Origin of the sequence: Pseudomonas sp. ES3-33, assembly GCF_000952175.1 — a bacterium.
GTDB lineage: Bacteria > Pseudomonadota > Gammaproteobacteria > Pseudomonadales > Pseudomonadaceae > Aquipseudomonas > Aquipseudomonas gregormendelii.
The window spans coordinates 364,767-389,672 of record NZ_JZRI01000044.1 but is presented as its reverse complement, the minus strand read 5'-3'; the positions used below and the strand labels follow the sequence as shown (position 1 = coordinate 389,672).

At 61.9% G+C, this 24,906-nt stretch carries 22 protein-coding genes and 1 pseudogene; 8 read left to right on the top strand and 15 right to left on the bottom strand.

The window, feature by feature from the left end; genetic code table 11:
• The coding region (locus UB23_RS30210; protein WP_236695844.1) for a hypothetical protein at positions 1-208 on the bottom strand (208 nt) is incomplete at its 3' end.
• Between UB23_RS30210 and UB23_RS07305 the strand changes: the two genes are divergently transcribed.
• The 5 genes from UB23_RS07305 to UB23_RS07285 all read left to right on the top strand — a co-directional run bounded on the left by UB23_RS07305 (position 198) and on the right by UB23_RS07285 (position 2,722).
• Positions 198-494, top strand: a complete 297-nt coding sequence (locus tag UB23_RS07305; RefSeq protein WP_045058649.1) for a DUF5629 family protein — start codon at positions 198-200, stop codon at positions 492-494. The two genes, UB23_RS30210 and UB23_RS07305, sit on opposite strands and share 11 nt — an antisense overlap.
• Positions 481-1,656 carry a lactonase family protein gene (locus UB23_RS07300; RefSeq protein WP_045058648.1) on the top strand — a complete coding sequence of 392 codons (1,176 nt, stop codon included), beginning with the start codon at positions 481-483 and terminating at the stop codon, positions 1,654-1,656. Before UB23_RS07305 ends, UB23_RS07300 begins: the two co-directional genes overlap by 14 nt.
• A 156-nt stretch (positions 1,657-1,812) precedes the next feature.
• On the top strand, positions 1,813-1,992 hold the full coding sequence (locus tag UB23_RS07295; RefSeq protein ID WP_045058647.1) for a hypothetical protein: 180 nt from the start codon (positions 1,813-1,815) through the stop codon (positions 1,990-1,992).
• A gap of 263 nt (positions 1,993-2,255) precedes the next feature.
• A complete protein-coding gene (locus UB23_RS07290) occupies positions 2,256-2,468 on the top strand; it encodes a hypothetical protein (RefSeq protein WP_045058646.1) in 213 nt (70 codons plus the stop codon).
• Positions 2,465-2,722, top strand: a complete 258-nt coding sequence (locus UB23_RS07285; protein ID WP_045058645.1) for a hypothetical protein — start codon at positions 2,465-2,467, stop codon at positions 2,720-2,722. Before UB23_RS07290 ends, UB23_RS07285 begins: the two co-directional genes overlap by 4 nt.
• A 36-nt stretch (positions 2,723-2,758) precedes the next feature.
• Here UB23_RS07285 and UB23_RS07280 read toward each other — a convergent pair whose 3' ends face one another.
• From UB23_RS07280 to UB23_RS07235, 10 genes are all read right to left on the bottom strand, one after another.
• Positions 2,759-3,355, bottom strand: coding sequence for a glutathione S-transferase (locus UB23_RS07280; protein WP_045058644.1), 597 nt, complete (start codon positions 3,353-3,355; stop codon positions 2,759-2,761).
• Positions 3,352-6,993 (bottom strand): AAA family ATPase, encoded by a 3,642-nt coding sequence (locus UB23_RS07275; protein ID WP_045058643.1) that lies wholly within the window; start codon positions 6,991-6,993, stop codon positions 3,352-3,354. The genes UB23_RS07280 and UB23_RS07275 overlap by 4 nt, the downstream gene beginning before the upstream one ends.
• Entirely contained in the window at positions 6,990-8,234 is a 1,245-nt protein-coding gene (locus UB23_RS07270; protein ID WP_045058642.1) for an exonuclease SbcCD subunit D C-terminal domain-containing protein, read from the bottom strand. Before UB23_RS07270 ends, UB23_RS07275 begins: the two co-directional genes overlap by 4 nt.
• 180 nt (positions 8,235-8,414) lie before the next feature.
• Entirely contained in the window at positions 8,415-10,055 is a 1,641-nt protein-coding gene (locus UB23_RS07265; RefSeq protein ID WP_045058641.1) for a BatD family protein, read from the bottom strand.
• Positions 10,052-11,794, bottom strand: a complete 1,743-nt coding sequence (locus UB23_RS07260) for a tetratricopeptide repeat protein (RefSeq protein ID WP_045058640.1) — start codon at positions 11,792-11,794, stop codon at positions 10,052-10,054. The genes UB23_RS07265 and UB23_RS07260 overlap by 4 nt, the downstream gene beginning before the upstream one ends.
• Entirely contained in the window at positions 11,791-12,870 is a 1,080-nt protein-coding gene (locus UB23_RS07255) for a vWA domain-containing protein (protein WP_045058639.1), read from the bottom strand. Before UB23_RS07255 ends, UB23_RS07260 begins: the two co-directional genes overlap by 4 nt.
• On the bottom strand, positions 12,863-13,357 hold the full coding sequence (locus UB23_RS07250; RefSeq protein WP_045058638.1) for a DUF4381 domain-containing protein: 495 nt from the start codon (positions 13,355-13,357) through the stop codon (positions 12,863-12,865). The genes UB23_RS07255 and UB23_RS07250 overlap by 8 nt, the downstream gene beginning before the upstream one ends.
• On the bottom strand, positions 13,354-14,298 hold the full coding sequence (locus UB23_RS07245; RefSeq protein ID WP_045058637.1) for a DUF58 domain-containing protein: 945 nt from the start codon (positions 14,296-14,298) through the stop codon (positions 13,354-13,356). The genes UB23_RS07250 and UB23_RS07245 overlap by 4 nt, the downstream gene beginning before the upstream one ends.
• A 5-nt stretch (positions 14,299-14,303) precedes the next feature.
• Positions 14,304-15,263, bottom strand: coding sequence for an AAA family ATPase (locus tag UB23_RS07240; protein WP_045058636.1), 960 nt, complete (start codon positions 15,261-15,263; stop codon positions 14,304-14,306).
• Positions 15,264-15,451: 188 nt separating this feature from the next.
• The gene (locus UB23_RS07235; RefSeq protein WP_045058635.1) at positions 15,452-15,805 is read right to left on the bottom strand and encodes a hypothetical protein; all 354 of its coding nucleotides are present in this window, start codon (positions 15,803-15,805) and stop codon (positions 15,452-15,454) included.
• Between the two features lie 504 nt (positions 15,806-16,309).
• Here UB23_RS07235 and UB23_RS07230 point away from each other — a divergent pair.
• Positions 16,310-21,211, top strand: coding sequence for an NAD-glutamate dehydrogenase (locus UB23_RS07230; RefSeq protein ID WP_045058634.1), 4,902 nt, complete (start codon positions 16,310-16,312; stop codon positions 21,209-21,211).
• A gap of 178 nt (positions 21,212-21,389) precedes the next feature.
• Here the strand turns inward: UB23_RS07230 and UB23_RS07225 are convergent, their stop codons facing one another.
• The 4 genes and pseudogenes from UB23_RS07225 to UB23_RS28345 form a co-directional block, all read right to left on the bottom strand.
• A complete protein-coding gene (locus UB23_RS07225) occupies positions 21,390-22,100 on the bottom strand; it encodes a hypothetical protein (protein WP_045058633.1) in 711 nt (236 codons plus the stop codon).
• Between the two features lie 228 nt (positions 22,101-22,328).
• Complete coding sequence (locus UB23_RS07220) at positions 22,329-22,745, bottom strand: cupin domain-containing protein (protein ID WP_045058632.1); 417 nt, start codon at positions 22,743-22,745, stop codon at positions 22,329-22,331.
• Between the two features lie 97 nt (positions 22,746-22,842).
• Positions 22,843-23,136, bottom strand: a complete 294-nt coding sequence (locus UB23_RS07215) for a putative quinol monooxygenase (protein WP_045058631.1) — start codon at positions 23,134-23,136, stop codon at positions 22,843-22,845.
• A gap of 242 nt (positions 23,137-23,378) precedes the next feature.
• Positions 23,379-23,558 (bottom strand): annotated as a pseudogene (locus UB23_RS28345) (aminotransferase class I/II-fold pyridoxal phosphate-dependent enzyme); the annotation flags it as partial.
• A gap of 148 nt (positions 23,559-23,706) precedes the next feature.
• Between UB23_RS28345 and UB23_RS07210 the strand changes: the two are divergent.
• Together UB23_RS07210 and UB23_RS07205 are read left to right on the top strand one after the other, a co-directional pair.
• Positions 23,707-24,228: a GNAT family N-acetyltransferase gene (locus UB23_RS07210; protein WP_045058630.1), complete on the top strand. Its 522-nt coding sequence runs from the start codon at positions 23,707-23,709 to the stop codon at positions 24,226-24,228.
• A 109-nt stretch (positions 24,229-24,337) separates the two neighbouring features.
• Entirely contained in the window at positions 24,338-24,832 is a 495-nt protein-coding gene (locus tag UB23_RS07205) for a hypothetical protein (RefSeq protein ID WP_045058629.1), read from the top strand.
• The last annotated feature ends 74 nt before the right edge of the window (positions 24,833-24,906 follow it).

Here is a 24,906-nt window from a genome sequence, read left to right as displayed (position 1 = left end):
GATACAAGGAGCTGCCGCAGGCTGCGATCTTTTGATCTTTTGATCTTTTGATTTTAAATATCTTGAAATTGCGACAAAGCAGATCAAAAGATCGCAGCCTGCGGCAGCTCCTACGGGGAGGGTGTGTGATATAGGGGTGGTGGGCAGGATAATCCCGACCACCGCATTGAGCTATCATTGCGTCTTTCTTTTGAAGATTGACTGCCATGACCGATACCTTGCTCAACGCCCTCGAACACTGCGACATGCTGGAAATCGACGGGCTGCATGCCTTCGATTTCTCTCTCGATGACGACGATAACCTGCATATCGAATGCATGGACGGCCGTGCGCTCAAGCGGTGGGCGTTCAGCATGGCGCAAATCCAGGCGGCGACGTTTGATGCGGCCTTGAAGAGCTGGATCATCACCGGCGACTCCGGCGAGCACCGCCTGGTGCCGATGGAAGCCATCGGCGGTGACAACGAGGAGGACGACGAGCATGCGGATGCGTAATTTCTGGCCGTTGCTGATGGCTGGCAGTGTGGGCGCCATGGGTGTGCAGGCAGCACCCCCGGCGGATTACCAGTTGCTGGTTGGCACCTACACCGCCGGCGCGAGTCAGGGCATCTACCGCCTGAACTTCGACAGCGCCACCGGCCAGATCGACGCGAAGCCGCTGCAGGTGGTCGAGAGTGAAAATCCTTCCTGGCTGACCTTGTCCCGGGACCAGCGTCACCTGTTCGTGGTCAACGAAAACGGCCCCGGCCAGAAAGACCCGGTCGGGCGGGTCAGCAGCTACTCGATCGATCCGAAAACCCATGCCCTGAGCCTGATCAATCAGGTGCAGAGCCTGGGCAACGAGCCGACTCATTCAAGCCTCAGTGCAGACGCCAGCCACTTGTTCGTCAGCAATTATTCCGTGGTCGAAGACCCGGGCGGCACTCTGGCGGTGTTGCCGGTGGGCGCGGATGGCAAGCTGAAAACCGTGGTGCAGTTGAGCAGCCATGCCTCAAGCCGGGTCAACCCCGAGCGGCAGATGTCGGCGCACGTGCATTCGACCGTATCTTCGCCAGACGGCAACTACGTCTTTTCCAACGACCTGGGCGCCGATAAGGTGTTTGTCTATCGCTTCGACCCCAAGGCCAATCCGGATTTGCCGCTGGTGGCAGCCACCCCTGCGTCCGTCCAGTTACCACCCGGTAGTGGGCCGCGGCACTTGCTGTTCAGCGGCAATGGCAAGCATGCCTGGCTGACCATGGAAATGAGTGCGCAAGTGGCCGTCTTTGACTATCAGGACGGCAAGCTTGCGCAGACGCAAATGGTCGAGCTGGCCGCCGGCCAGCCGGCATCGGACAAAGCCGCCGCTGCGCTGCATGCTTCGGCGGATGGCAAGTTCCTGTATGTCAGCAACCGGGGTACCGCTAACGAGCTGCTGGTGTTCGCCATCGATCCTGGCACTGGCCAGCTCAAGGAGCTGCAGCGGCGCTCGGTGGAAGGCGACCACCCGCGCGAGTTCGCCCTCGACCCAAGCGGCAAGTTCCTGCTGATTGCCAATCAGAAGAGCAACCAGATTGTCGTGGTCGAACGCGATGCCCAGAGCGGTCTGCTGGGTAAAACCGTGCAGAAGCTGCCAATGGATGCCCCCAGCGACCTCAAGTTTCTGGTGCGTCAATAGGCCGCAGCCCCCGGCTGATGGGGCTTGCGCTGTTCTATCAATGAGGCTGATATCTGGAAGTGCTACAAAGCATTTCAGGACGCTAACCCTCGGAGGTTAAGTTTGCTTCACGGCCCCACCGGGCAAGTAAGCCAACTGACTCCGAGGATTACCGCCATGAACTTCAATCTCTTCTCCGTAATCGCCGCATCCGCCATTTCCGCTACCGTTGTGTTGCCCACCAGCGCCAGCGTGGAAATCAGCAACAAAAAATCCCACACCCAGAGCTACACCCAGAAATACCTGCAGCAGAGCGCCAACTTCTATGCTGCGCTGGATCACAAAACCCAAGCCTGAAATCCACGAATTTCTTCGCACTCCCCCCGTAGGAGCTGCCGAAGGCTGCGATCTTTTGATCTTGCTTTTTAAAGATCAAAGTCAAAAGATCGCAGCCTTCGGCAGCTCCTACGCGCGCGTGTGCTCATTGGTTTGTTTAAACGTCGCGATAGACGGGTTTAATGATCAAGCAAGCTGATGATCACTATGGAAAACCCTGAGTGGTTGGCCCGGGGTTTTTGATTGATCCTGTGGGCTCTGAAACATGCCCACGGGAGAACACCATGGCCAGCGCAATCCTCACCTCCGCCAAACACGGCGCCTACCTGGCCATCGGTCTCTACGTGGTCCTGGTGTCGTTCGTCAGTATCTCGGCGCACATGCAGCATGATTTTGAAGCACCGATTCAGGTCGCTTATCCCGCCATCCAGTTTGAACACCGCGTGCAGAACGCCGTGGTTGATCACCCAGACGTGGCGGGAGTGGCAGGGTCATGAAAGGCAGCAAACTCGGGGTGGTGGCTTTTTTGGCGTTTATGACCAATGTCACGTCACTGGCAGGCGTCGGGCAAGGCTCGGCTGGCGCTGTAGCACGGTCAATCGAAGCCAATCACAACATGGCTCACAATATTCAGACCGCCAAGTCCCTGGGGCTCATGGCTGGAAACCCTCCTGCCAAACGCGCCGGTGATTTTTTCGGGCCGTTCCAGGTGGATTGCGCGGTGCTGCGGATGTGTGAAGTGTTGGCCTAACCCACCGAACCCGCGGGCATACGGGTACACGGGGGTTCATTTGTGCATGATTGAGGTGAACAACTCTGATTCGATGAAGCGCTGCAACCAGGCCTGCAACCGAACATACGGCGTCTGCGCAAACCACTCCCTGTCCACGTGCGCAAATTGCCGCACGAACGGCAGCAATGCCACATCCGCCAGACACGGATGATCGGCCAGCAAGTAGTCATTACGCTGCAGCATCTCATCCAGTTTGCTCAAGAATTTCTCACCCTCGGCCCGGTAGAACGCCATCGGCTGTTCGGGATAACGCTCGGCGTACTTGTAGTGATTGAGGTGCACCTTGAACGCCTGGTCGTTCTCCTCGATCAACGCACGGGTCTGCGCCTGACCGGCAGGATCATCCTTGAGCGACCAGTCCGCCGGATCGTTCTGTTCCAGTGCCCAGCGCATGATCGCCAGGCTCTCATCGATCACCGCGCCGTCGATGCTCAGCACCGGCACCGTGCCCTTGGCCGACAGTGCGAGCATCTCCGGAGGCTTGGCCTTCAGGCTGACCTCGACGATGTCCACGACCACCGCCGAGTAGCGCAGGGCCATGCGTGCCCGCATGGCGTATGGGCAACGGCGGAAGGAGTAGAGCGTAGTCATTTGACCTCCAGGGTACTCAGGCCATTGCCCTGGCGGTGGACCTGGATCTGCACCGGAATCCGCTCATGCATTTCCTGTACGTGGGAAATCACCGCGACCTTGCGACCCTGGGCCTGCAGGCCGTCGAGGGCGTCCATGGCCAGTTGCAGGGATTCCGGATCGAGGCTGCCGAAGCCTTCGTCGATGAACAGCGATTCGATCTTCAGGGTGCTCGAGGCCATCGATGCCAGGCCCAGGGCCAGGGCCAATGACACCAGGAAGGTCTCGCCGCCGGACAGCGAATGCACGGACCGCAGCTCATCGCCCATCTCGGTGTCCATCACCAGCAGACCGAGCATGCTGCCACCGCGCTTCAAGCGATAGCGCCGCACCAGCTGGCGCAACTGCACGTTGGCGTGGTGCACCAGCAAGTCGAGGTTGTAAGCCTGGGCGATCTTGCGGAAGGTGTCGCCGGTGGCCGAGCCGATCAGCGCGCTGAGCCGCGCCCAGCGCTGGTATTCGGCATAGGCGTCGGCAATTCGTTGCGCCAGTGCCTGATTGGCGGTCTGCCGGCGTTGGTCCTCCGCCTGCTCGGCGCGCAACTCGGCGCAAAGGTGTTCGCTGGCGGCGAGCTGGCCCTGCAGCTCGGCGAGCGCGGTCGCCAGTTGCTCTGCGTCCAGATTGCCGTTGTGCTGCGCCTGATGACTGGCCAGGCGCTTGTCGCGCTCATGCAGCAGCACCTTGGCTTGCTCCAGGGCTTTTTCATTGAGCTGCAAGCGTTGACGTAATTGGCCGAGCTGCTGGTCGTCGACGCCAAGTAGCTGTTCAAGCCCGCCGTCATCCAGCTCCGGGTGCAAGGCGCGCCAGTCGACGATCTTCGCACTCAGCTCGCGCTCTTCGGCTTCCAGGGCGATCAGGTGCTCCTGCTGCGCCTTGAGCTCGGCGGCCAACTGCACCAGGCCCGTGCGCACCGATTGCAGGTCCTGGCTGACTGCCGATTGGGCATTGCGCGCCTGCTCAACCGCCTGATCCAGTTGCTGCTGCCAGTGTTCGGCGCTGTCATGGGCACCCAACAACTGGGCAAGTTGCTGTTGGCAGGCCTGTTGCTGCTCGGCGAGGGCGTTGAACTGCTGCAGCGCCGCTTCCAGCTGCTGGACGCGCGTCAGTTGGCGATCCTGTTCCTTCTCCAGCGTCTGCTGGCGTTGTTGCTGCTCACTGAGTTCGTCGCGTTGCTGATCAAGCTGTTCCAGGCGCTGGGTGATCTGCCGGTCCAGCTGCATGAAGGTCGCGGCCGGCTCATTGCGCAAGGCGTCCAGCGTCTGGGCGGGGAGCAGGCTGCTGAAGGCGCTCAGTTCCTCATCCAGGCGCTGGCGATCATTGCCCAGCTCGCGTTGCTGATTGGCCAGGTGCTGGGTCGCCTGCTGGCTCGCGGTCTCGGCGTTGCGCAGCTGCTGTTGCAGGCGCGCGGCGTCCTGTTGCAGGGTGAGCAGGGCGGTTTGGCGCTGTTCGTCCTGGCTGATGCTCTGGTTTAACTGGCTGTTTTGCTGGGCCAGCCAGGCATCGCGCCGAGCGCCGTCCTGGTTGAACAGCTGGGCCGACAGCGGGTGCGCTTCGAGGCTCGGCGCCAGGCTGCCTTGTTGCGCGACCAGTTGCTCCTGCTGTTGCAGCAACTCCTTTTGCTGGGCGATGACGCCGCCGACCTCGGTGCGCAGGTCCGTGAGTTTTTCCTTGAGCGCATCCACCGCTTGCTGGGCGTTGGCCTGTTCACTCTCATCGTGGCGGCCCAGGCTTTGCAACAACGCCTCGGGCTGATGATAAGGATGGTCGGGGCTGCCGCAGACTGGGCAGGGCTGATCGTCCTGCAATTGCTCGCGCAGCTCTTCGACACTGGCGCTGCGGGCCAGGCGCTGGCGCTCGAGCAGTTCACGGGTGACGGTCAGGGTCTGTTCGGCGACAGCCAGTTCGTTCCTGGTCTTGACCCCGTCCTGGGTCAGCCGCTCGCGTTCCTGCTGGGCTGCGCCCTGGCGCTGCTGCAGTTCGGCGACGCGTTGGTCGAGCGCCTGCTGGCTGGCCCACAGTCGCGTCAGTTCTTCGAATGCGCGCAGTTGCTTGCGATTGTCCTGCAACAGATTGCCGAGCAACTGGATCTGTTCGGCCACCGCCTCCGGCTCGGCACCAGCCTCTTTGTAGAGCACTTCCAGATTGTGTTTTTGCCCGGCCCATTCTGCAGCGGCCTGGCTGGCGTGTTGCTCCAGGGACGCCAACTCCGCCTGGCCCTTGTTCAGGCGATTACCGATCAGCATCAATTGCTGCAAGCGGTCGCGGTAGGCATTCCAGGCATCGCTCAGCGGGGCCAGGTGAGTGCTTTGCTCAAGCTCGGCGCCAATGCGCTGCAGGCGTTCGACCACTCGTTGCTGCTGATCGAGCAGCCCTTGAATGGTGTTTTGACCTTCGGTGCAGGCCTGTTCGGCTTGCTGCTTGCGTTCGGCGCTGAGGCCGGTGTCCTTGATCAGGCGGGCGAGGCTGCTTTGTGCTTCGAAGGCCTGGCGCAGCAGTGGCGCGCCCGATGTGTGCTGAGCCTGTGCCTCGCTCAGCGCTGCTTGTGCATTGCCCAGGCTCTGTTCGAGTTGTGCCTGGCGCGCCTGCAGATCCTGTTGTTGCCGGGTCTGCTGCTGAATCTGTGCAGCCAACGGCGCAAGCCGGGCCTTGAGTTCGCTCTGGCGGGCGAACTGGTGCCTTTGTGGCGCCAGTTGCTCCAGGCGGGTCAACTTCAAACGATCGCCGGCCAGGTGCTGCCAATCCTGTTGGGCGCTGGTCCATTGTTCGGTGGCGCCCCGTTGTTCGTCCTGCAAATGGCGCAGTTCCTTGAGCCAGGTGTGCTGCAACTCAAGCTGCTTGAGTTGCGCCTGCTGGTGCTTGAGTTGCTGCTGCGCCTGGTTGAAACGTTCATCGAGTTCGGCGCGAGCTTCGGGCGGCAGCGGCGTCACGCCGGTGGCCTGGTCCTGCAGCAACTTGTGGGCCTCACGGGCGTCCCTGGTCTTGTCGAACGCGCGACGACCGAGACGGGTGTACAAGGCCGTGTCGGTGAGTTTCTCCAGCAGTTCGCTGCGTTCGTTGTCGTTGGCCTTGAGGAAGGCGCTGAATTCGCTCTGGGCGAGCAGGACGGCGCGGGTGAACTGCTCGAAATTCAGGCCCAGAACGGCTTCAAGCTGCACCTTGAATTCGACCTTCTGACTGGCCAGCAATTGATCCTGGTCGAGGTCGCGCAGGCTCTGGCGACTGGCCTGCAGCTTGCCACCGGCTTTCTCCCGAGCGCGATTGGCTTCCCAGCGCGCGCGGTAGCGGCGGCCGTCGATGCCGACGAAGTCGACTTCGGCATAGCCTTCGCCCGTACCGCGACGCAGCAGGGTGCGTGGGTCGCCGGTACTGATTTCGCCGTCGGCGTCGGGGGCCTTGGCGGACACCTGGGCATTGCTCAGCCGTGGCACGGCGCCGAACAACGCCAGGCACAGGGCATCGAGCAAAGTACTTTTGCCGGCACCGGTGGGCCCGGTGATGGCGAACAGACCCGCGCTGGCCAACGGCTCGGCGGTGAAGTCGATTTCAAATGGCCCGGCCAGGGAGGCGAGGTTTTTCAGGCGGATCGCGAGGATCTTCATGGCTGTTCGCTCTCGGTCTGAACGTCCTGCAATAACTCGGCGAAGTCTTTGAGCGTCTGCTCATCGACCTCACTCCCGTAGTTGTCCTGCCAGGCGCGGCTGAACAGTTCCTGCGGCGTGAGCTGGTCCAGTTCGATCAGCGCCATGGCGTCATCGGCACCGTCGCGCCCGCCATTGCCGGCGTACTCGGCGGCGATGCGCACCAGGCGCACGGCCTTGCCTTGCAGGGCGGTCTCGACCTGGTGGCGCAAGTCCGGCTGCGGCTCGTCGAGGCGCACGCGCACCTCCAGCCAGGGCTGGCGCTGGACGTCGGCCAGCAGGTCGATGTTCGGCAAGTCGGCCAGTTGCAGGAGAATGTCCGCCAGGGGCGCGGGGCCGATGCGCTGCAGGTTGACCGCCCGGGGGATGAGCTTGGGTTCGACGCTGACCAGGGTCTCGCCATCCAGCGTGATGTCGAGGATCTGGTGCCGATAACCGATTTCGGAAAACGACAAGGGGATCGGCGAGCCGCTGTAGCGGATCCGTTCTTCGCCGTTGACCTTCTGCGGCTTGTGCAGATGACCCAGTGCCACGTAGCTGATGCTTGGGCCGAACAGGCTGGCCGGCAGCGCTTCGGCATTGCCGATGATCAGGCTGCGCTCGGAGTCTTCGGACACCGAGCCGCCGGCCATGTGGGCGTGGCTGATGGCGATCAGCGCCTGCCCGGGCTTGCGCTTGGCGTTGGCGGCGGCGATCAGCCATTCGTGCACCTGGCCGATCCCGCGCAGGTAGTTGTCGCCCAACTGCGCGCCGGTGACTTCCGCCGGGCGCAGGAACGGCAGCGCCAGGCACCAGCCTACGACCTTGCCTTTGGCATTGGGCAGCGGCAGCAGCAGGCGTTCGGCGTCGAGCTGCCCGTCGTCGAGCCACAGCACCCGACCCAGGGCATGCGTGCGCAAGCGGCGCATCAAGGGGGCTGGCAGTTCGATACGTGAACCGGAATCGTGGTTGCCGGCGATCATCACAATGGTCAGCTTGGGTTGCTGCTCATGGGCGCTGACGATGAAGTCGTAGAGGCGTTCCTGGGCCTTGACCGGCGGGTTGACGGTGTCGAACACGTCGCCGGCGATCAGCAGCACATCAGGCTGGTCGAGTTTCAGTTGGCGCAGCAGCCAGTCAAGAAAGCAGCCGTGTTCGAAATCGCGTTCCTGCCCGTGCAGGTTTTGCCCAAGGTGCCAGTCGGAGGTGTGGAACAGACGCAAGGCAAACTCCGTTGGAGATAAGGTGATGGCCGCGTGAACAATGAAAGCGGCGAAAGGGGGAGAGTTTACTGGCAAAAAGTCAGGAATGCCGTAAGGCAGAAAAGATCGCAGCCTGCGGCAGCTCCTACGGGTGTACGCCGTCCTTTTGCAGGAGCTGCGGCAGGCTGCGATCTTTTGATCTTATTTGGGATACAACGGCGGCAGGCCACTGTCGCCCACCGGGTCCTGGACCCGCTCGGCAATCGGGATCGCCTTGATCGCCCGCCACAGGTCATCGCCTTGCCAATACTGGCCGGTCTCGCTGTACAGGGCGCCATTGAGGCCGTCCAGGGCATCGGACAGCGGGACGAAGCGTGCGGCCATGTCGGCCAGGGTTTCCGGTTGTTGTCGAGCCCAGGCATCCAGGGCCTGGCGGGTGGCGTGGGAATCGTTGGCCTGGCAGGCGCGCTTGAGCTCGTCGAGCACGGTGCGTGGGCTCGGGCCTGTCTGCGCAGCACGCAGGATCGCCGGTTGCCAGCGCGCACGCCACCACAGGCCGAACCCCAGTAATGTGGTGCAGGCCAGAAGCAACGTGCTGAGTTTCCACCACCACAGGGTTTCGCTGTCGGCGCTGCTCATGGCTTGCGGGGTGCTCGCGGGGGTGTCGACCACCAGGCTGGGGTTGTTGGCCACCTGCAGGGTTTGCGCGGCCAGGCTGGTGTGCTCCAGGTGATCTTCGAACGTGTTCCACCAGACCACGTCGACGGCAGGCAACTCGATCGCACCGCTGCGGGTCGGTACCAGGGCCTCGCGTTCCTCGCGGCTGCCCACCAGGCCGCGCTCACCGTTGTGGTTGGCCAGTACCGGTTGATCGGGATAGCGGCGCAGCCCATTGATCTCGGTGGCCGGTAGCGGTGGCAGCTGCGAACTGGCCAGGCCCTCGGCCTTCAGGGTCAGGCTGCGGGTCAGTGAATCGCCCACTTGAGCCTGGTCCGCAGGTGGGTTCCAGCTCTCGCTCAGGCTGATGCTGCGCGCCGGCAGCCAGGGTACGTCGGCGGGCCAGGTGGCGGGCTTGGCCTTGACGTCGAGCAGGATGGCCGGGGAGCCGACGCGCATCAGTTTTCCGGATTTCGGTGCCTGGGCGTCGCCGTCCTGGGCCGGTTGCGTATCGACCAGGGTGGCGCTGAATACCTGCGCCGGAATGGTTAATTCGCCGCTGTGCTGGGGGTAGATGGCATAGCGCATCTCGATCACGCCGTGGCGCAGGTCGTTGATGACTTTCTCGTAGGTCCGCGACTCGCCCAATTGCTCGATGCGCGCATCGGGGATCTGCAAGGGCGTCAGGCTGCTGTCGTCGTACAGCGACACCGAGTGATAAATGCGCAAGGTCAGGATCGCCTGGGCCTGCACGTACACGCTTGTCTGATCCAGGCTGACTTCGAGGAAAACCGGCTGCAGCTTTTTCGCGCCGTCCTGGGTTTCGCCCTCGACCACTTGCACGGTAAGTGGCTCGCTGTGCGCATCGCCCAGCTGCAACGAGGGAATGACCACGCTGCCGTTCTGCCGGGGCAGCAGGGTGACGATCCAGCGGGTGGTGGCCTGGTTATCACCGTTGAGGGTATTGAGCTGGTTGACCTGGCGGGTACCGCGTACTTCGAAGAAGGGCTCCAGTGGCGCCAGGTCCGGTTTGCCGAATTGGGTCACATCATCCGATTCCAGGGTCAGCTCCACGGTCTCGCCGGAGCTCAGGCGGCCGCGATCGACGCTGGCGACCAGGCCCGCCGCCTGGGCTTGAACGGTGCAGCACAGCAGTGCGAGTAAGGAGGCGGTGAAGCGGTTCATCGAGTGGTTCCCTGATCCTGATGTTGTTGCTGTTCGTACCAGAATTTGCGTCTGAGCAACTCTCCCGGGTCATCCGGGATCTTGCGCAGCCATTGCTCCAGGGCCTGGCGCTGCTCGCCGTCAATCGCCTCGGCGGCCGGGCGCAACGGCGGCGTGGTGTGCTGTTCGTCGCCCAGTTCGCTGCCGGGCACTTCATCGGCCCCGGGTTTTGGCGGGGTGGTCGGCTCATCTTCGCCGGGCTCCGGGCTGCCCTGCGGTGCATCGCTGGCGGACTCACCTTCGCTGGCCGGCTGGGTCGCGGCGCCAGGGGCCGGCTCGGGCTCGGAAGCCGGTGACGGGTCGTCGGGTTCCTGCTGCGCCTCCACCGCCGGCGGGGTGGTCTTCTGCTTGAGCAGGTCTTCCACCAGCGCCTTGTTGGTCAGCGCCGGACGCAAATCCGGCTGGCGTTCCAGTGCCTGGTCGTACGCGTCCAGTGCCGCTTCGAGTTCGCCGCTGCGAGCCAGGGCATTGCCACGATTGTAGTGGGCATGCGCGTCGTCGCCCTGGGCAAACCGCTGGGCGGCGCCACTGTAGTCGCCGGCCTCATAGAGCGCGACACCTTGCCACTGCGGATCCTGGAAGTGCTGCGCAGCCTCGGCCGGGCGTTTCTGCTTGAGCAGGTGCAGCCCTTGCTGGTCCGGGCGCAACCACAGGTCTTCGAACTCGAAGGCATAACTTTTCTGCGGCATCAGCAACAGCAGCGGCAGGCAGAACAGCCAGCCCCGTCGACCGGCGCACGCCGCCAGCAACAGCAGCGGCAACAACAGCCAGTAACCCTGATCCGCCCAGGTGTCGAGGCGCAGGGTCTGGCCGTCGTTGCGCATTGCCCGCGGACCGTCGAACAGTCCCAGGGCCCGCAGGTCGGTGTCCTCCAGGCGAGCGTGGCGGTAGCGGCCGTCCATGGCGTTGGCGAACGCTTTGAGGCCGGGCTCGTCGAGGCGAGGCACCAGGATCGCGCCCTGGTCGTCCTTGAGGAAGCTGCCATCCTCCTGGGTGATCGGCGCGCCCTCGGCGGTGCCGATACCGAGCATCAGCAATTGCGTGGACTGGCCCCCCAGTGCCTGGCGAATGCCCTGACGCTCCTGTTCGGTGAGGGTGGCGCCAATCAGCAGGATGCGTCCGTCGCCAAGCGCCGCCTGCTTGAGCAGCGCAAGTGCCTTGACCACCGCCAGGTCAGCGCGATGGCCCGGTTGCGGCATCAGCGATGGCTTGAGTGCGTCCAGAAGATTGCGGCTGGTGGCCAGGTCGTCGGTCAGGGGCACCAGTGTATGGGCGCTGCCGGCATAGACAACGATCGCCGTTTGCGCATCGCTGCGATGCTGCAGCAGATCGAACAGCTTGCGCCGCGCTTGCTCCAGGCGGTTTGGCGGCACATCCGTGGCGAGCATTTCCGGGGTCAGCTCCAGCACCACCACCAGTGGGTCGGCAGGTTTCTGGCTGGTTTGCTCGACGCGCTCCCAACCCGGCCCAAGCAGGGCCACAAGCCCCAGCGTCCAGGCCAGGCCGAGGGCCACCCAAGGCAGCTTGCTATCGCGTCCACTGCCGCCACTGAGCAGCGCCGCATGGAAGGCCGGCGGCAAGATCATCTGCCAGCGACCCGCCCGTTTTTGCCGGTGCCACAGCTGCCACAGCAACCAGGCCAGCAGCGGCAATACCAGAAGCCAGGCGGGACGGAACCAGAAGGGCCAGAGCGCGCTCATCGGCGTCTCCGCAGGCGCAGGCGCTCAAGTCGTTTGCGCCAGTCGGGCAGTTGCGATTGCAAGAACAGTTCCTTGGTGAACAGGCGTTGCAGCAGGTTGTTTGGCCAGCGTTCGCGGGCCACCAGCAACATGCTCAACACCAGCGCGAGTGCCAGCGGCCAGTGGTAAAGCGATTGGGCCGGGCGCGCCTGGGTCGGCTGCTGAGTCACCGGCTCCAGCTGGTCGAGGGTGTCTTTGATCGACTCCAGCTCCTTGCCGTCGCGTGCGCGGAAGTAGCGGCCGCCGGTGACCTCGGCGATCGCGTTGAGCGACGGCTCGTCCAGGTCCAGGCTCGGGTTGACGCCGAGAAAACCTGCAGTGCCGCTTTCCTCGGGATCGGCGCCGATACCGATCGGGTAGATCTTTACGCCCTCATTGGCGGCCAGGCGCGCGGCCGTCAGCGGATCGATCTCGCCACCATTGTTGGCGCCGTCCGTGACCAGGATCAACACGCGGCTGTTGGCCGGGCGCAATCGCAGGCGTTTCAGGGCCAGGCCAATGGCATCGCCAATAGCGGTGTTCTTGCCGGCGATGCCGATGCGCGCCTCGTCAAGCCATACCCGCACGGTGCGACGGTCAAAGGTCAGCGGGGCTTGCAGGTAGGCCTGACTGCCGAACAGGATCAGGCCGACCCGATCGCCCTCGCGACCTTCGAGAAAATCCCCCAGCAGGTGCTGGACCAGCACCAACCGGCTGATGTCTTCGTCCTGCCAGCGCATGTCGGGGAAATCCATGGAGCCTGAGACGTCCACGGCCACCAGCAGGTCGCGGCCACTGGCGGCGATTGGCAGCGGCTCGCCGAGCCATTGCGGGCGTGCAGCAGCTATCAGTAACAACAGCCACAGCAAAATGTACGGTGCCTGCTGGCGCCAGGCCGGGAGATTGGCGCGGGCACGACGTCGAGCCAGGCCTTCAAGGTCATTGAGAAAGCTGACTTTCAGTGCGGGCTCGCCACTGTCGGCCACCGGCAGCAGCACCCGCATCAACCAGGGCAGCGGCAGCAGGGCGAAGATCCACGGCCAGGCGAACTCAAACATGTTTGCGAATCCAGGTGTCGATGGCCTGGGTCAGGCCGGCGATGGCCTTGTCATCGAGTTTGCACTCGGGCTTGTAGGCGCCTTCGACCAGCACCATCCAGCGCGTCAGTCCGGCAGCCGGGCAGCGGTTATCGAGGAACGCCAGCCATTTGCGCCCGTTGAGCGTGTGGCTCTGGCTGTAGGGGTAGTGGTTGCGGCACAGGCGTTTGAGCAGCCCGTTGAGTTGCTGCAACCAGGCGCCCGCCGGCGCGCCATCGTAGGGCTTGGGCATCATGGCCAGTTCCGCCAGGGCGGCGATACGCACCGGGTCCAGCGGTTGCTCGGCGCGCACGATCGGGCGCTTGTCGGGAATCAACCGACGCAGCTGCCACAGGCCGAAGCCGAGCAGTGGCAGTAGCAACAGCAGCAGCCACCAGCCGGGCGCGGGTGGCCAGAAACCGATCGGGGAGGGGGTGATCAGCGGTTGCAATTGCTCGAGGCTGCTCATCGACCTTTCCCCGGTTTTTGCGGGTTGAGGTACTCGCGCAGTTGCTCGACCATTTCACTTTGGGTGCTCAGGGGCATCAGCAGCACCCGCAACTTCTGCGCCAGCAGTTCCCAGCGGGCGACGCGCGCTTCAGCCTGGGCGCGATAGGCCTGGCGCAGCTCGAAGTTGAGGGTGTCGAGTTCCAGTTGCGCGCCGCGCTCGGCGAAGCGCAACAGCCCCGCAGCGGGCAGGGCATGATCGAGTGGGTCGGACACCGGCAGCAGCAGCAGGTCGCAATGACGGGATAACAGGCTCAGCTGTTGCTCGGAGCCTTCTGTCAGGGCGCGCTCATCGCAGATCACGATCACCAGGCTGCCCGGACGGAGCACTTCCCGGGCGCGGCGCAGGGCCAGGTTGAGGGCGTCGCGATGGGTCTCGCCCTCGGTGTGCAGGGACTGGTTGACCCGCACCAGGCGGTTGAGCAGTTGCAGCAGGCTTTGCTTGCTGCGGCGCGGCTTGATCTCGTAATGCTCATTGTCGCCGAACACCAGGCCGCCCACGCGGTCGTTATGGCCCAACGCAGCCCAGCCGATCAGGCTCGCTGCCTGGGCAGCCAGCACCGACTTGAACATCAGTCCGGAGCCGAAAAACAGCCGGCGGCTCTGTTCGACCATGATAAAAATCGGCCGCTCGCGCTCTTCATGGAACAACTTGGTGTGGGGTTCCTGAGTGCGCGCGGTCACGCGCCAATCGATGGTGCGCACATCGTCCCCTGCCTGGTAGACCCGTACCTGATCGAAATCCACGCCCCGGCCGCGCAGCTTGGAGTGATGCAGGCCAATCAACGGGCTGCGCTGGCTCGGCGTGGAAAACAGCTGCACCTCGCGCACGCGATGGCGCATTTCGATCAATTCGGCGAGGCTGACACGAATACCCGGCTCGGGCTGCGGGAGGCTGTTCATCGGAGTCAAGCGACGGCTACGACGTCGAGAATCCGCTGGACCACCCGGTCCTGGTCAATGCCTGCGGCTTCGGCTTCGAAGGACAGAATGATGCGGTGACGCAACACGTCGAACAACACCGCCTGGATGTCTTCCGGGCTGACGAAGTCGCGACCCGCGAGCCAGGCATGAGCCCTGGCGCAGCGGTCCAGGGCGATCGAGCCCCGCGGGCTTGCGCCATAAGCGATCCACTCGGCCATCTCCGGATCGAACTTGCCCGGGGTGCGGGTGGCCATGACCAGTTGCACCAGGTACTCCTCCACGGCGTCAGCCATGTACAGCCCGAGGATTTCCTTGCGCGCGGCGAAGATCGCCTGCTGGCTGACCCGACGCTCGGGTTTGGTTTCGCCGTTAAGCGCTTCGCCGCGGGCCTGCAGCAGGATCCGGCGCTCGACTGCAGCATCCGGAAAGCCGATCTTCACGTGCATCAGGAAGCGGTCAAGCTGGGCCTCGGGCAGGGGATAGGTGCCTTCCTGTTCGATGGGGTTTTGCGTCGCCATCACCAGGAACAGCGGCGACAGGTCATAAGTACTGCGCCCAACGCTGACCTGGCGCTCGGCCATGGCCTCCAGCAACGCCGACTGCACCTTGGCCGGGGCCCGGTTGATCTCGTCAGCCAGCACCAGGTTATGGAAGATCGGCCCTTGCTGGAACACGAAACTGCCGGTTTCCGGCCGATAGATTTCCGTGCCGGTGATGTCGGCGGGCAACAGGTCGGGGGTGAACTGGATTCGATGGAACTGCGCCTCGATGCCCTCGGCGAGCTCCTTGATGGCCTTGGTTTTAGCCAGCCCGGGAGCGCCCTCGACGAGCATATGGCCGTCGGCGAGCAAAGCGATGAGCAAGCGCTCGATGAGTTTTTCCTGGCCGAGAATCTGCGTTGAAAGAAAGGTTCGCAGCGCGAGCAGCGCTTCACGATGTTCCATCGATGACTGTTCCTGGAAAGGGTGACCGCAGACGTTGCGATAACGCCGAGGGCTGGGGGCATTACTTTAATGCATGGTGGGGGGTGGCGACTAACGGCTTTTTGCGTGAAGTGAGGGAAATGATGGCAGAGATCGTTTGAAATTTGCAGGGCCGGGGCTTGCCCGCGATGAGGCCCGTCTGAACGCCATCAAAGCTCGCTGATATAGGTCCCGGTCCCCTTGAGAATGTTCTGCAAAGTCTCCTCCACCTCAGGCAGATCACCCGCCGCAGTGCTGTGAATGATCTCCAGGCAATCATCCCCATTCAGCGCATCGACATCCCCTGGAGCGATTTCGATCAGCAGGCGGGTAGGGCTCAGGGTCACTTTTACACCTTCCAGGGTCGAAGGCTCACCGTCCAGGGTGATGTCCAGCGCGTCTTCGTCCGGGTAGCGGGTCATCAGGAACATCTCGCCCTGCTCGCTGTGGCAGGCGAGCATGGCCATGTTGTCTTCTTCGTCATCGCATGGGTTGACGATCAACAGGGCGGTGGTCATTTGCATGGGTAAATCCTGGCTCGAGGAGCGTTGTTGAGGTGAAGAAAGGGCAATTCTGCCAGCCGCCGGGAATTTCTGCTCGTCTGAGTGTCAGAGCATGTGTCGTGAACATCCGAGGCGTTACTGGTCACTTCCAGCACGAATGCGCCGCAAAACAGGGCTTAAGCCGGCCTTTTTGTCACACGACTGCTAGTGTTGTTCGATGCGCAGCCTACAACCTGCGTGCGGATGACCGAATATGTCGCAGCACCGCAAGCAGGCACATTGTCGCACTCGTTAAGCTGCGCATCGAATGGATACCCGTAAAGACAGTGCGCAATCCATCGCGCAGTGGTTTTTGCAGATGCCCATTCATGGAAGGTGAATGTGACCCGAGTGTCTCGTCCAGCTTCACCCACCTGTGACCCTGTTTCCTCTGCCCGAGAATCAGGAACAGGGTGACGGATCGCCCCGCGAGGGGTTTTGCACGCGACGCTTCCATCAATAACAAGCCCAAGCGGAGTACCACAGATGGCGTTCTTCACCGCAGCCAGCAAAGCCGACTTCCAGCACCAACTGCAAGCGGCACTGGCGCAGCACATCAGTGAACAGGCACTGCCACAAGTGGCGCTGTTTGCTGAACAATTTTTCGGCATCATTTCCCTCGACGAGCTGACTCAACGTCGGTTGTCCGACCTCGCCGGGTGCACCCTTTCTGCGTGGCGCCTGCTTGAGCGCTTCGATCACGCGCAGCCGCAAGTGCGCGTCTACAACCCTGATTACGAACGCCACGGCTGGCAGTCGACCCACACTGCGGTCGAAGTGCTGCACCACGACCTGCCGTTCCTGGTGGACTCGGTGCGTACCGAGCTGAACCGTCGCGGCTACAGCATTCATACCCTGCAAACCACTGTGCTGAGCGTGCGTCGCGGCAGCAAGGGCGAGTTGCTGGAAATCCTGCCAAAAGGCACCCAGGGCGAAGGGATTCTCCAGGAATCCCTGATGTACCTGGAAATCGACCGCTGCGCCAACGCGGCCGAACTGAACGTGTTGAGCAAAGAGCTGGAGCAGGTGCTCGGTGAGGTCCGCGTGGCGGTCGCCGATTTCGAGCCGATGAAAGCCAAGGTCCAGGAAATCCTGACCGGCCTCGATAACAGCCAGTTTGCTGTCGACCCTGAAGAAAAGAACGAAATCAAAAGCTTCCTGGAATGGCTGGTGGGCAACCACTTCACCTTCCTCGGCTACGAAGAATTCGTGGTAAGCGATGAAGCCGATGGCGGCCACATCGTCTACGACCAGGATTCGTTCCTTGGCCTGACCAAATTGCTGCGCACCGGCCTGACCTACGACGACCTGCGCATCGAAGACTATGCCGTGAAGTACCTGCGCGAACCGACCCTGCTGTCGTTCGCCAAGGCCGCGCACCCAAGCCGTGTGCACCGTCCGGCTTACCCTGACTACGTGTCGATCCGTGAGATCGATGCCGACGGCAAGGTCATCAAGGAATGCCGTTTCATGGGCCTGTACACCTCTTCGGTGTATGGCGAGAGCGTGCGGGTCATTCCGTACATCCGCCGTAAGGTCGAGGAAATCGAACGCCGCTCCGGCTTCCAGGCCAAGGCTCACCTGGGCAAGGAACTGGCGCAGGTGGTTGAAGTACTGCCACGCGACGACCTGTTCCAGACCCCGGTCGACGAGCTGTTCGCCACCGTGATGTCGATCGTGCAGATCCAGGAACGCAACAAGATTCGCGTGTTCCTGCGCAAAGACCCGTACGGTCGTTTCTGCTACTGCCTGGCCTACGTGCCGCGCGACATCTACTCCACCGAAGTGCGCCAGAAGATCCAGCAAGTGCTGATGGATCGACTGAAGGCCTCGGACTGCGAGTTCTGGACCTTCTTCTCCGAGTCCGTGCTGGCCCGTGTGCAACTGATTCTGCGGGTTGATCCAAAGAACCGCCTGGACATCGACCCGGTCCTGCTGGAAAAAGAAGTGGTGCAGGCCTGCCGCAGCTGGCAGGACGACTACGCCAGCCTCACCGTTGAAAGCTTCGGCGAAGCCAGTGGCACCAACGTGCTGGCAGACTTCCCCAAAGGCTTCCCGGCCGGCTATCGCGAGCGTTTCGCGGCGCATTCGGCTGTGGTCGACATGCAGCACCTGTTGAGCCTGAACGAAAAAAATCCGCTGGTGATGAGCTTCTATCAGCCGCTGGGCCAGGTCTCCGGCAAGCGCGAGCTGCACTGCAAGCTGTATCACGCCGATACCCCGCTGGCCCTGTCCGACGTGTTGCCGATCCTGGAAAACCTCGGGCTGCGTGTGCTCGGTGAGTTCCCGTACCGCCTGCGCCACAACAATGGCCGCGAGTTCTGGATTCACGATTTCGCCTTCACCGCCGCCGAAGGCCTGGACCTCGATATCCAGCAACTCAACGACACCTTGCAGGACGCGTTCGTCCACATCGTGCGTGGCGATGCCGAGAACGATGCGTTCAACCGCCTGGTACTGACCGCCGGCCTGCCATGGCGTGACGTGGCGCTGCTGCGTGCCTACGCGCGCTACATGAAGCAGATCCGCCTGGGCTTCGACCTGGGCTACATCGCCAGCACCCTGAACAACCACACCGACATCGCTCGCGAGCTGACCCGGTTGTTCAAGACCCGTTTCTATCTGGCGCGCAAGCTCACCGGCGACGATCTGGAAGACAAGCAGCAACGTCTGGAACAAGCCATCGTCACCGCACTGGACGATGTCCAGGTGTTGAACGAAGACCGCATCCTGCGTCGCTACCTGGACCTGATCAAGGCCACGCTGCGCACCAACTTCTACCAGACTGATGCCAACGGCCATAACAAGTCGTACTTCAGCTTCAAGTTCAACCCGCATCAGATTCCCGAGCTGCCAAAGCCAGTACCGAAGTTCGAAATCTTCGTCTACTCGCCTCGTGTTGAAGGCGTGCACCTGCGCTTCGGCAATGTCGCTCGTGGCGGCCTGCGCTGGTCTGATCGTGAAGAAGACTTCCGTACCGAAGTCCTGGGCCTGGTAAAAGCCCAGCAGGTGAAGAACTCGGTCATCGTGCCTGTGGGTGCGAAGGGCGGCTTCCTGCCACGGCGCCTGCCATTGGGCGGCAGCCGTGACGAGATCGCGGCAGAGGGCATCGCCTGCTATCGCATCTTCATTTCCGGCCTGCTGGACATTACCGACAACCTCAAAGACGGTGCGCTGGTACCGCCGGTCAACGTCGTGCGCCATGACGACGATGACCCGTACCTGGTGGTGGCTGCGGACAAGGGCACTGCGACCTTCTCCGACATCGCCAACGGCATCGCCATCGACTACGGTTTCTGGCTCGGTGACGCGTTCGCCTCCGGTGGTTCCGCCGGTTACGACCACAAGAAAATGGGCATCACCGCCAAGGGCGCGTGGGTGGGCGTACAACGCCACTTCCGCGAGCGCGGCATCAACGTCCAGGAAGACAGCATCACCGTGGTGGGCGTCGGCGACATGGCCGGCGACGTGTTCGGTAACGGCTTGCTGATGTCCGACAAGCTGCAACTGGTCGCAGCGTTCAACCACCTGCACATCTTCATCGACCCGAACCCGCAGCCGGCCAACAGCTTCGCTGAGCGTCAGCGCCTGTTCGACCTGCCGCGTTCGGCCTGGTCGGACTACGACACCAGCATCATGTCCGAGGGTGGCGGGATCTTCTCCCGTAGCGCCAAAAGCATCGCGATTTCCCCGCAGATGAAAGAGCGCTTCGACATCAAGGCAGACAAGCTGACCCCGACCGAACTGCTGAACGCCTTGCTCAAGGCGCCGGTGGACCTGTTGTGGAACGGCGGCATCGGCACCTATGTCAAGGCCAGCAGCGAAAGCCACGCCGACGTTGGCGACAAGGCCAACGATGCACTGCGCGTGAACGGCAACGAGCTGCGCTGCAAGGTCGTGGGCGAGGGCGGTAACCTGGGCATGACCCAGCTCGGTCGCGTGGAATTCGGCCTCAATGGTGGCGGTTCCAACACCGACTTCATCGACAATGCTGGTGGCGTGGACTGCTCCGACCACGAAGTGAACATCAAGATCCTGTTGAACGAAGTGGTTCAGGCCGGCGACATGACCGACAAGCAACGCAACCTGTTGCTGGCGAGCATGACCGACGAAGTGGGCAACCTGGTGCTCGGCAACAACTACAAGCAAACGCAGGCGCTGTCCCTGGCAGCTCGCCGTGCCTTGCCGCGGATTGCCGAATACAAGCGCTTGATGAACGACCTGGAAAGCCGCGGCAAGCTGGACCGCGCCATCGAGTTCCTGCCGTCCGAGGAAGCGATCAACGAACGCATCGCCGAAGGCCATGGCCTGACGCGTGCCGAGCTGTCGGTGCTGATCTCCTACAGCAAGATCGACCTCAAGGAGCAGTTGCTGGGCTCCCTGGTGCCGGACGACGACTACCTGACCCGCGACATGGAAACCGCTTTCCCGCCAAGCCTGGTGAGCAAGTTCTCCGCGGCCATGCGCCGTCACCGTCTGAAGCGCGAAATCGTCAGCACCCAGATCGCCAACGACCTGGTCAACCACATGGGCATCACCTTCGTTCAACGACTCAAAGAGTCGACCGGCATGAGCCCGGCGAACGTGGCCGGCGCCTATGTAATCGTGCGCGACATTTTCCACCTCCCGCACTGGTTCCGTCAGATCGAAGCCCTGGACTACCAGGTGTCGGCAGACGTGCAGCTGGAGCTGATGGACGAGCTGATGCGCCTGGGTCGCCGCGCTACGCGCTGGTTCCTGCGTGCCCGTCGCAACGAGCAGAATGCTGCCCGTGACGTCGCCCACTTCGGTCCGCACCTGAAGGAGCTGGGTCTCAAGCTCGACGAACTGCTCAGTGGCGAGATCCACGAGAACTGGCAGGCGCGCTACGAGGCGTACGTTGAAGCCGGTGTGCCGGAACTGCTCGCACGCATGGTGGCTGGTACTTCGCACCTGTACACGTTGCTGCCGATCATCGAGGCCTCCGACGTGACCGGCCAGAACCCTGCGGACGTGGCCAAGGCCTACTTCGCCGTGGGCAGCGCACTGGACATTACCTGGTACCTGCAGCAGATCAGTGCCTTGCCGGTTGAAAACAACTGGCAGGCCCTGGCCCGTGAAGCGTTCCGCGACGACGTCGACTGGCAACAGCGTGCGATCACCATCTCGGTCCTGCAACAGGGCGACGGTTCCCAGGACGTGGAAACACGCCTGGCACTGTGGATGGCAGAGCACGCGAGCATGATCGAACGCTGGCGCGCAATGCTGGTGGAAATCCGCGCCGCCAGTGGCACGGACTACGCCATGTACGCCGTGGCCAACCGGGAGTTGCTGGACCTGGCCTTGAGCGGGCAAGCCGCAGTGCCTGCTCCTGCGACGGTCAGCGCAGAGCTGGAACCGGCGGCTTGAACAGTCGCTGAATGAAAAAAACCCGCATTGAGAGATGCGGGTTTTTTTTGTTGGGGTGTAGCTGCAAGGGCCCCTTCGCGGGCAAGCCCGCTCCCACTGAGTTTTGTGTTGGACACATAATCTCCACACTACACCGAACCCTGTGGGAGCGGGCTTGCCCGTGAAGGGGCCCTTAGACTCAATACAACTTATCGCTTTTATTATCATCAATCATCGATACATTACTTGTCGGTCCGGTCAATAAATTACTGAGCGACTGGTCAAACTTCTGCAATGCCCGAACTTGCACTTCCTGCTGTTCGTTGATGTCTGCAACTATCTCTTCGCTGCGCTTGTAATCAGCCCATAAAGGGCTCAATGACCTGGTGTCGTACCCGCGAGCGGTGCCGATATAGTCAAGGTTGCGATCATAGAAGTGCGCACTGACATCCGCTTCCACATCCGAACTGCGCGAGGTAATCAACTGGCTGCGGGCATCGACGACTGCTGCCACATCAGGCCTCGCCGCGCGCAGGCTCTGCATGTCCGGGTATTCCGTCACAGAGCCAAACTGGCGCTGCAACGAAGCCTTGACCCAGTCCACTGCCCTGTCCGGTGCAGAGGTGGCCACGTAGGCGTCATGAATGGATTGCACCAGCAGGCTCTGGCCGAAGCCCGTCCCCGCGTTGGCGCGGTAATCATTGAGGTAAGCGCGATTGGTCTGGGTATTGCGACTGTAGACAATGCCTACGGATTTGTCGGGCCCGCTGGGCACCTTGGTGGAAGCGCTGCGGCCTACCGGTTGGGAGAATATCCCATGCAGAGGACCAACCGATTCAGGTGCAGTTGGAACGGAGCAGCCCGTTATGATAACCGTCATTGTCAGTGTACTGATCAGCACTCGTTTCATGGTGTTTCTCCAGTGAAACAGCTTAATTCATGAAGTTTGTCGCCGACATCGATTCGGCAGTCATTCAAAGATTAGCCCTGTCAGCATTTAATGAAATGGCGCATGTGACGGCACGGATGCAGTCATTAGTTTTGTTCGGCGTAAAGATTGGCGACTCATCGCTCGGAGAAATAAAAAGGCCCAAATAATTGAAATGGGCCTGATTATTTATGGACCTTTGCTCAGCTATCAGTTTTTCAACGGGATCAACACTTTCTCGTCCGGCGACAGCACCATGAATACCAACAGTTTCGCGGGTTGGGTTGCGCTGGCGTTTTTCGAGACCAGGTGTTCCGAGCCGGCGGGCTCGTACCAGTATTCACCAGCCTTGTACGACACTGCTTGTTCGCCTTTGACCTGCGAGATGATCTCGCCGGACAGCACGTAGGCCATGGCGGTGCCTTCATGCTTGTGAGCGATAGAGGCCTGTCCGGGCTGGTAATCGACCTCGATCATCAAGGCTTTTTTGCCGGGCACGTTTTTCAGCATCTGGTCTTGCAGCACCGTGACCTTTTCCGATGGCGCAGCTTCGTGGGCCAGTGCAGCAGCGGAAACGGTCAGGGCCAGTGCCGCAAGGGGAGCAGCAAAGTAATGCAAGGCTTTCATGGTCGGTCACCTCGGGTAGTGGGTTGTCCAAACCCACATTAGTGCGCAGGTGAGGCCAGGCAAACAGCCAATTCCCTGGAAGGTCAGGTGACCAATCTCAGCGGATGGGGAAACTGTTGAAATCCACCGCATTGGCCAGTTGGTTGTCGATCAGGCCGATAAAGCCTTGTACTTCAGGGCAGTTGAAATGCATCTGCATGGCCGCTTCCGATTGCCAGCGGGCGCTGACGTTCCAGCGGTTACTGTCCTCGGGGCAGCGGTCGACCATGTACGACTCGCAGCCTGGCTGCTGGCGCAGGGTTTCAACAATTCTCTGCAGTTGCTTGCCAAGCTCTTCGGAACGGCCGGCAGCAGCCTGCACCTGTACGGTATTGATGACTTCGGTGGACATTGCTCACACTCCTGAATCAGGCCGGACGAATCCTGCTCACTGAGGGATTAGCGCCTTAGCAGGATAGGCCTGTGCCCCGAGACCACCAATAGCCAATCGCCGGATAAACCCCTACGCCAATCGATCAGGCGACGAGCTGTAGAATGTCGCTTACGGTTCAGGGCAAGGTCGATGTCCAGGGTTTCAATGGCACCAAAACCCATGAGCAACCCGTCTCTTGGCGCCTGCTGCAGTAGAAACCCTCGATTCGGTGGATAGCCTGGAGCCTCCATGGCCACCAGGCTGCCGGGACGGGTCAGCACCCTGGATATCAGGTCCAGTGCCCGTTGTGCGCCGTTGCACACCACCACATCGTCATACTGGCAATTGACCCCACGGGAAAAAGCGATATGCCGGGCAATTGCATTGCGCAGCGCCTGCAGGGGAATATGCAGAAGTTGCGTGGCTGAAATGGCCGACTTCAACGCCTGGAAGAGCCTAGCCTTGGGTTTGCGCCAACCCCCCGGTTGTTGACGGGTGCAGGAAGGTTATACAGTGGGTGGCCATGTCTGTATCAAGGATGAGTCACCCATGTCTGGCATCGATTCCGTCATAAGCCTCGAACGTTTCAACGAATCCCATCTCGAAGGCGTCGCCGCGCTCTACAACGAAACGGCGATCACGCGCCAGGTGCTGCAGATGCCGTATCAGTCCGTAGAGGTCTGGCGCTCGCGCATTGAAGCAGGCAACGAGCGCGCACTGAAACTGGTGGCACTGCATCAGGGCGCTGTCATCGGCCACCTGGGGCTTGAACAGTATTCGCGAGTGCGTCGCAGCCATGCGGGCAGCTTTGGCATGGGCGTCGCTTCAGCGTGGCAGGGCAAGGGCGTCGGCTCGAGATTGCTCGGCGCCGCCCTGGATATCGCCGACAACTGGATGAACCTGCTGCGGGTCGAGCTTTCGGTGTATGCCGACAATGAAGCGGCTATTGGCTTGTACCGCAAATTCGGCTTCGAGACCGAAGGCCTGTTTCGTGACTACGCCGTGCGTGACGGGGTGTTGGTGGATACCTTGAGCATGGCGCGCCTGCGTCGCACGCTCACCTCCCACTGATTGGGCCGGCAGCGCAAAAAAACACCGCTGGCGCGTTTAGTCGTACGCCGGCGGCTCGCTTCTGCCATGCTCCATGTCCGCAGCACTGCTTCAACCAAAGGACACCGCAATGGACGACGTACAGCAATTGGGTCAGATGCTTCGCCAATACGCCGATAGCGAAGCGCACAAGAAGCAACTGTTTGAGGCGCAATCGGCCGTGTGGGCGACGCGTATAGGCGAGTTGTTCGACCAGATCCAGCTGTGGCTGGAACCGGTCAAGACGCCCAACCTGCTGGAAGTCAGTCGCGAGGCTTATGTTGCATTCGGGCCAAGTGTTCCGGTGGAAACGTCGAAGTTCAATACCGAGAAGCTGAGCATCGTGATCGCTGGCAAGCCTGTGGAATTCGTTCCCGATGTGATGGGCACGGGCGGGCAGATTTCCCTGGCGGTCATGGGCCTGACGGCTGCCCGTTATGGCAGCGTTTCGCTGGTCTGCCTGCCGCCCTCCAACAGCTGGCAGTGGCGCAAGACCAACGGCCTGAAGGACGCGGATACCTTTGCCTTCGATGCGAATTTCCTCGCGCAGCAACTGCAAAGCCTGATCCCCCGCGAGCGCGGCTGAAAGACAGATAACACACTCTGATCTTGCGGGATTTGACTCTGCGGGCGTCAGCCTGCGCAGGGTCGAATCGGTGC

What these genes read in the sequence shown, in the direction of transcription:
- UB23_RS07300 (WP_045058648.1), top strand. Translation starts at nt 481, where the DNA reads ATGCGGATGCGTAATTTCTGGCCGTTGCTGATGGCTGGCAGTGTGGGC.
- UB23_RS07295 (WP_045058647.1), top strand. Translation starts at nt 1,813, where the DNA reads ATGAACTTCAATCTCTTCTCCGTAATCGCCGCATCCGCCATTTCCGCT.
- UB23_RS07290 (WP_045058646.1), top strand. Translation starts at nt 2,256, where the DNA reads ATGGCCAGCGCAATCCTCACCTCCGCCAAACACGGCGCCTACCTGGCC.
- UB23_RS07285 (WP_045058645.1), top strand. Translation starts at nt 2,465, where the DNA reads ATGAAAGGCAGCAAACTCGGGGTGGTGGCTTTTTTGGCGTTTATGACC.
- UB23_RS07280 (WP_045058644.1), bottom strand. Translation starts at nt 3,355, where the DNA reads ATGACTACGCTCTACTCCTTCCGCCGTTGCCCATACGCCATGCGGGCA.
- UB23_RS07275 (WP_045058643.1), bottom strand. Translation starts at nt 6,993, where the DNA reads ATGAAGATCCTCGCGATCCGCCTGAAAAACCTCGCCTCCCTGGCCGGG.
- UB23_RS07265 (WP_045058641.1), bottom strand. Translation starts at nt 10,055, where the DNA reads ATGAACCGCTTCACCGCCTCCTTACTCGCACTGCTGTGCTGCACCGTT.
- UB23_RS07260 (WP_045058640.1), bottom strand. Translation starts at nt 11,794, where the DNA reads ATGAGCGCGCTCTGGCCCTTCTGGTTCCGTCCCGCCTGGCTTCTGGTA.
- UB23_RS07255 (WP_045058639.1), bottom strand. Translation starts at nt 12,870, where the DNA reads ATGTTTGAGTTCGCCTGGCCGTGGATCTTCGCCCTGCTGCCGCTGCCC.
- UB23_RS07250 (WP_045058638.1), bottom strand. Translation starts at nt 13,357, where the DNA reads ATGAGCAGCCTCGAGCAATTGCAACCGCTGATCACCCCCTCCCCGATC.
- UB23_RS07245 (WP_045058637.1), bottom strand. Translation starts at nt 14,298, where the DNA reads ATGAACAGCCTCCCGCAGCCCGAGCCGGGTATTCGTGTCAGCCTCGCC.
- UB23_RS07240 (WP_045058636.1), bottom strand. Translation starts at nt 15,263, where the DNA reads ATGGAACATCGTGAAGCGCTGCTCGCGCTGCGAACCTTTCTTTCAACG.
- UB23_RS07235 (WP_045058635.1), bottom strand. Translation starts at nt 15,805, where the DNA reads ATGCAAATGACCACCGCCCTGTTGATCGTCAACCCATGCGATGACGAA.
- UB23_RS07230 (WP_045058634.1), top strand. Translation starts at nt 16,310, where the DNA reads ATGGCGTTCTTCACCGCAGCCAGCAAAGCCGACTTCCAGCACCAACTG.
- UB23_RS07225 (WP_045058633.1), bottom strand. Translation starts at nt 22,100, where the DNA reads ATGAAACGAGTGCTGATCAGTACACTGACAATGACGGTTATCATAACG.
- UB23_RS07220 (WP_045058632.1), bottom strand. Translation starts at nt 22,745, where the DNA reads ATGAAAGCCTTGCATTACTTTGCTGCTCCCCTTGCGGCACTGGCCCTG.
- UB23_RS07215 (WP_045058631.1), bottom strand. Translation starts at nt 23,136, where the DNA reads ATGTCCACCGAAGTCATCAATACCGTACAGGTGCAGGCTGCTGCCGGC.
- UB23_RS07210 (WP_045058630.1), top strand. Translation starts at nt 23,707, where the DNA reads ATGTCTGGCATCGATTCCGTCATAAGCCTCGAACGTTTCAACGAATCC.
- UB23_RS07205 (WP_045058629.1), top strand. Translation starts at nt 24,338, where the DNA reads ATGGACGACGTACAGCAATTGGGTCAGATGCTTCGCCAATACGCCGAT.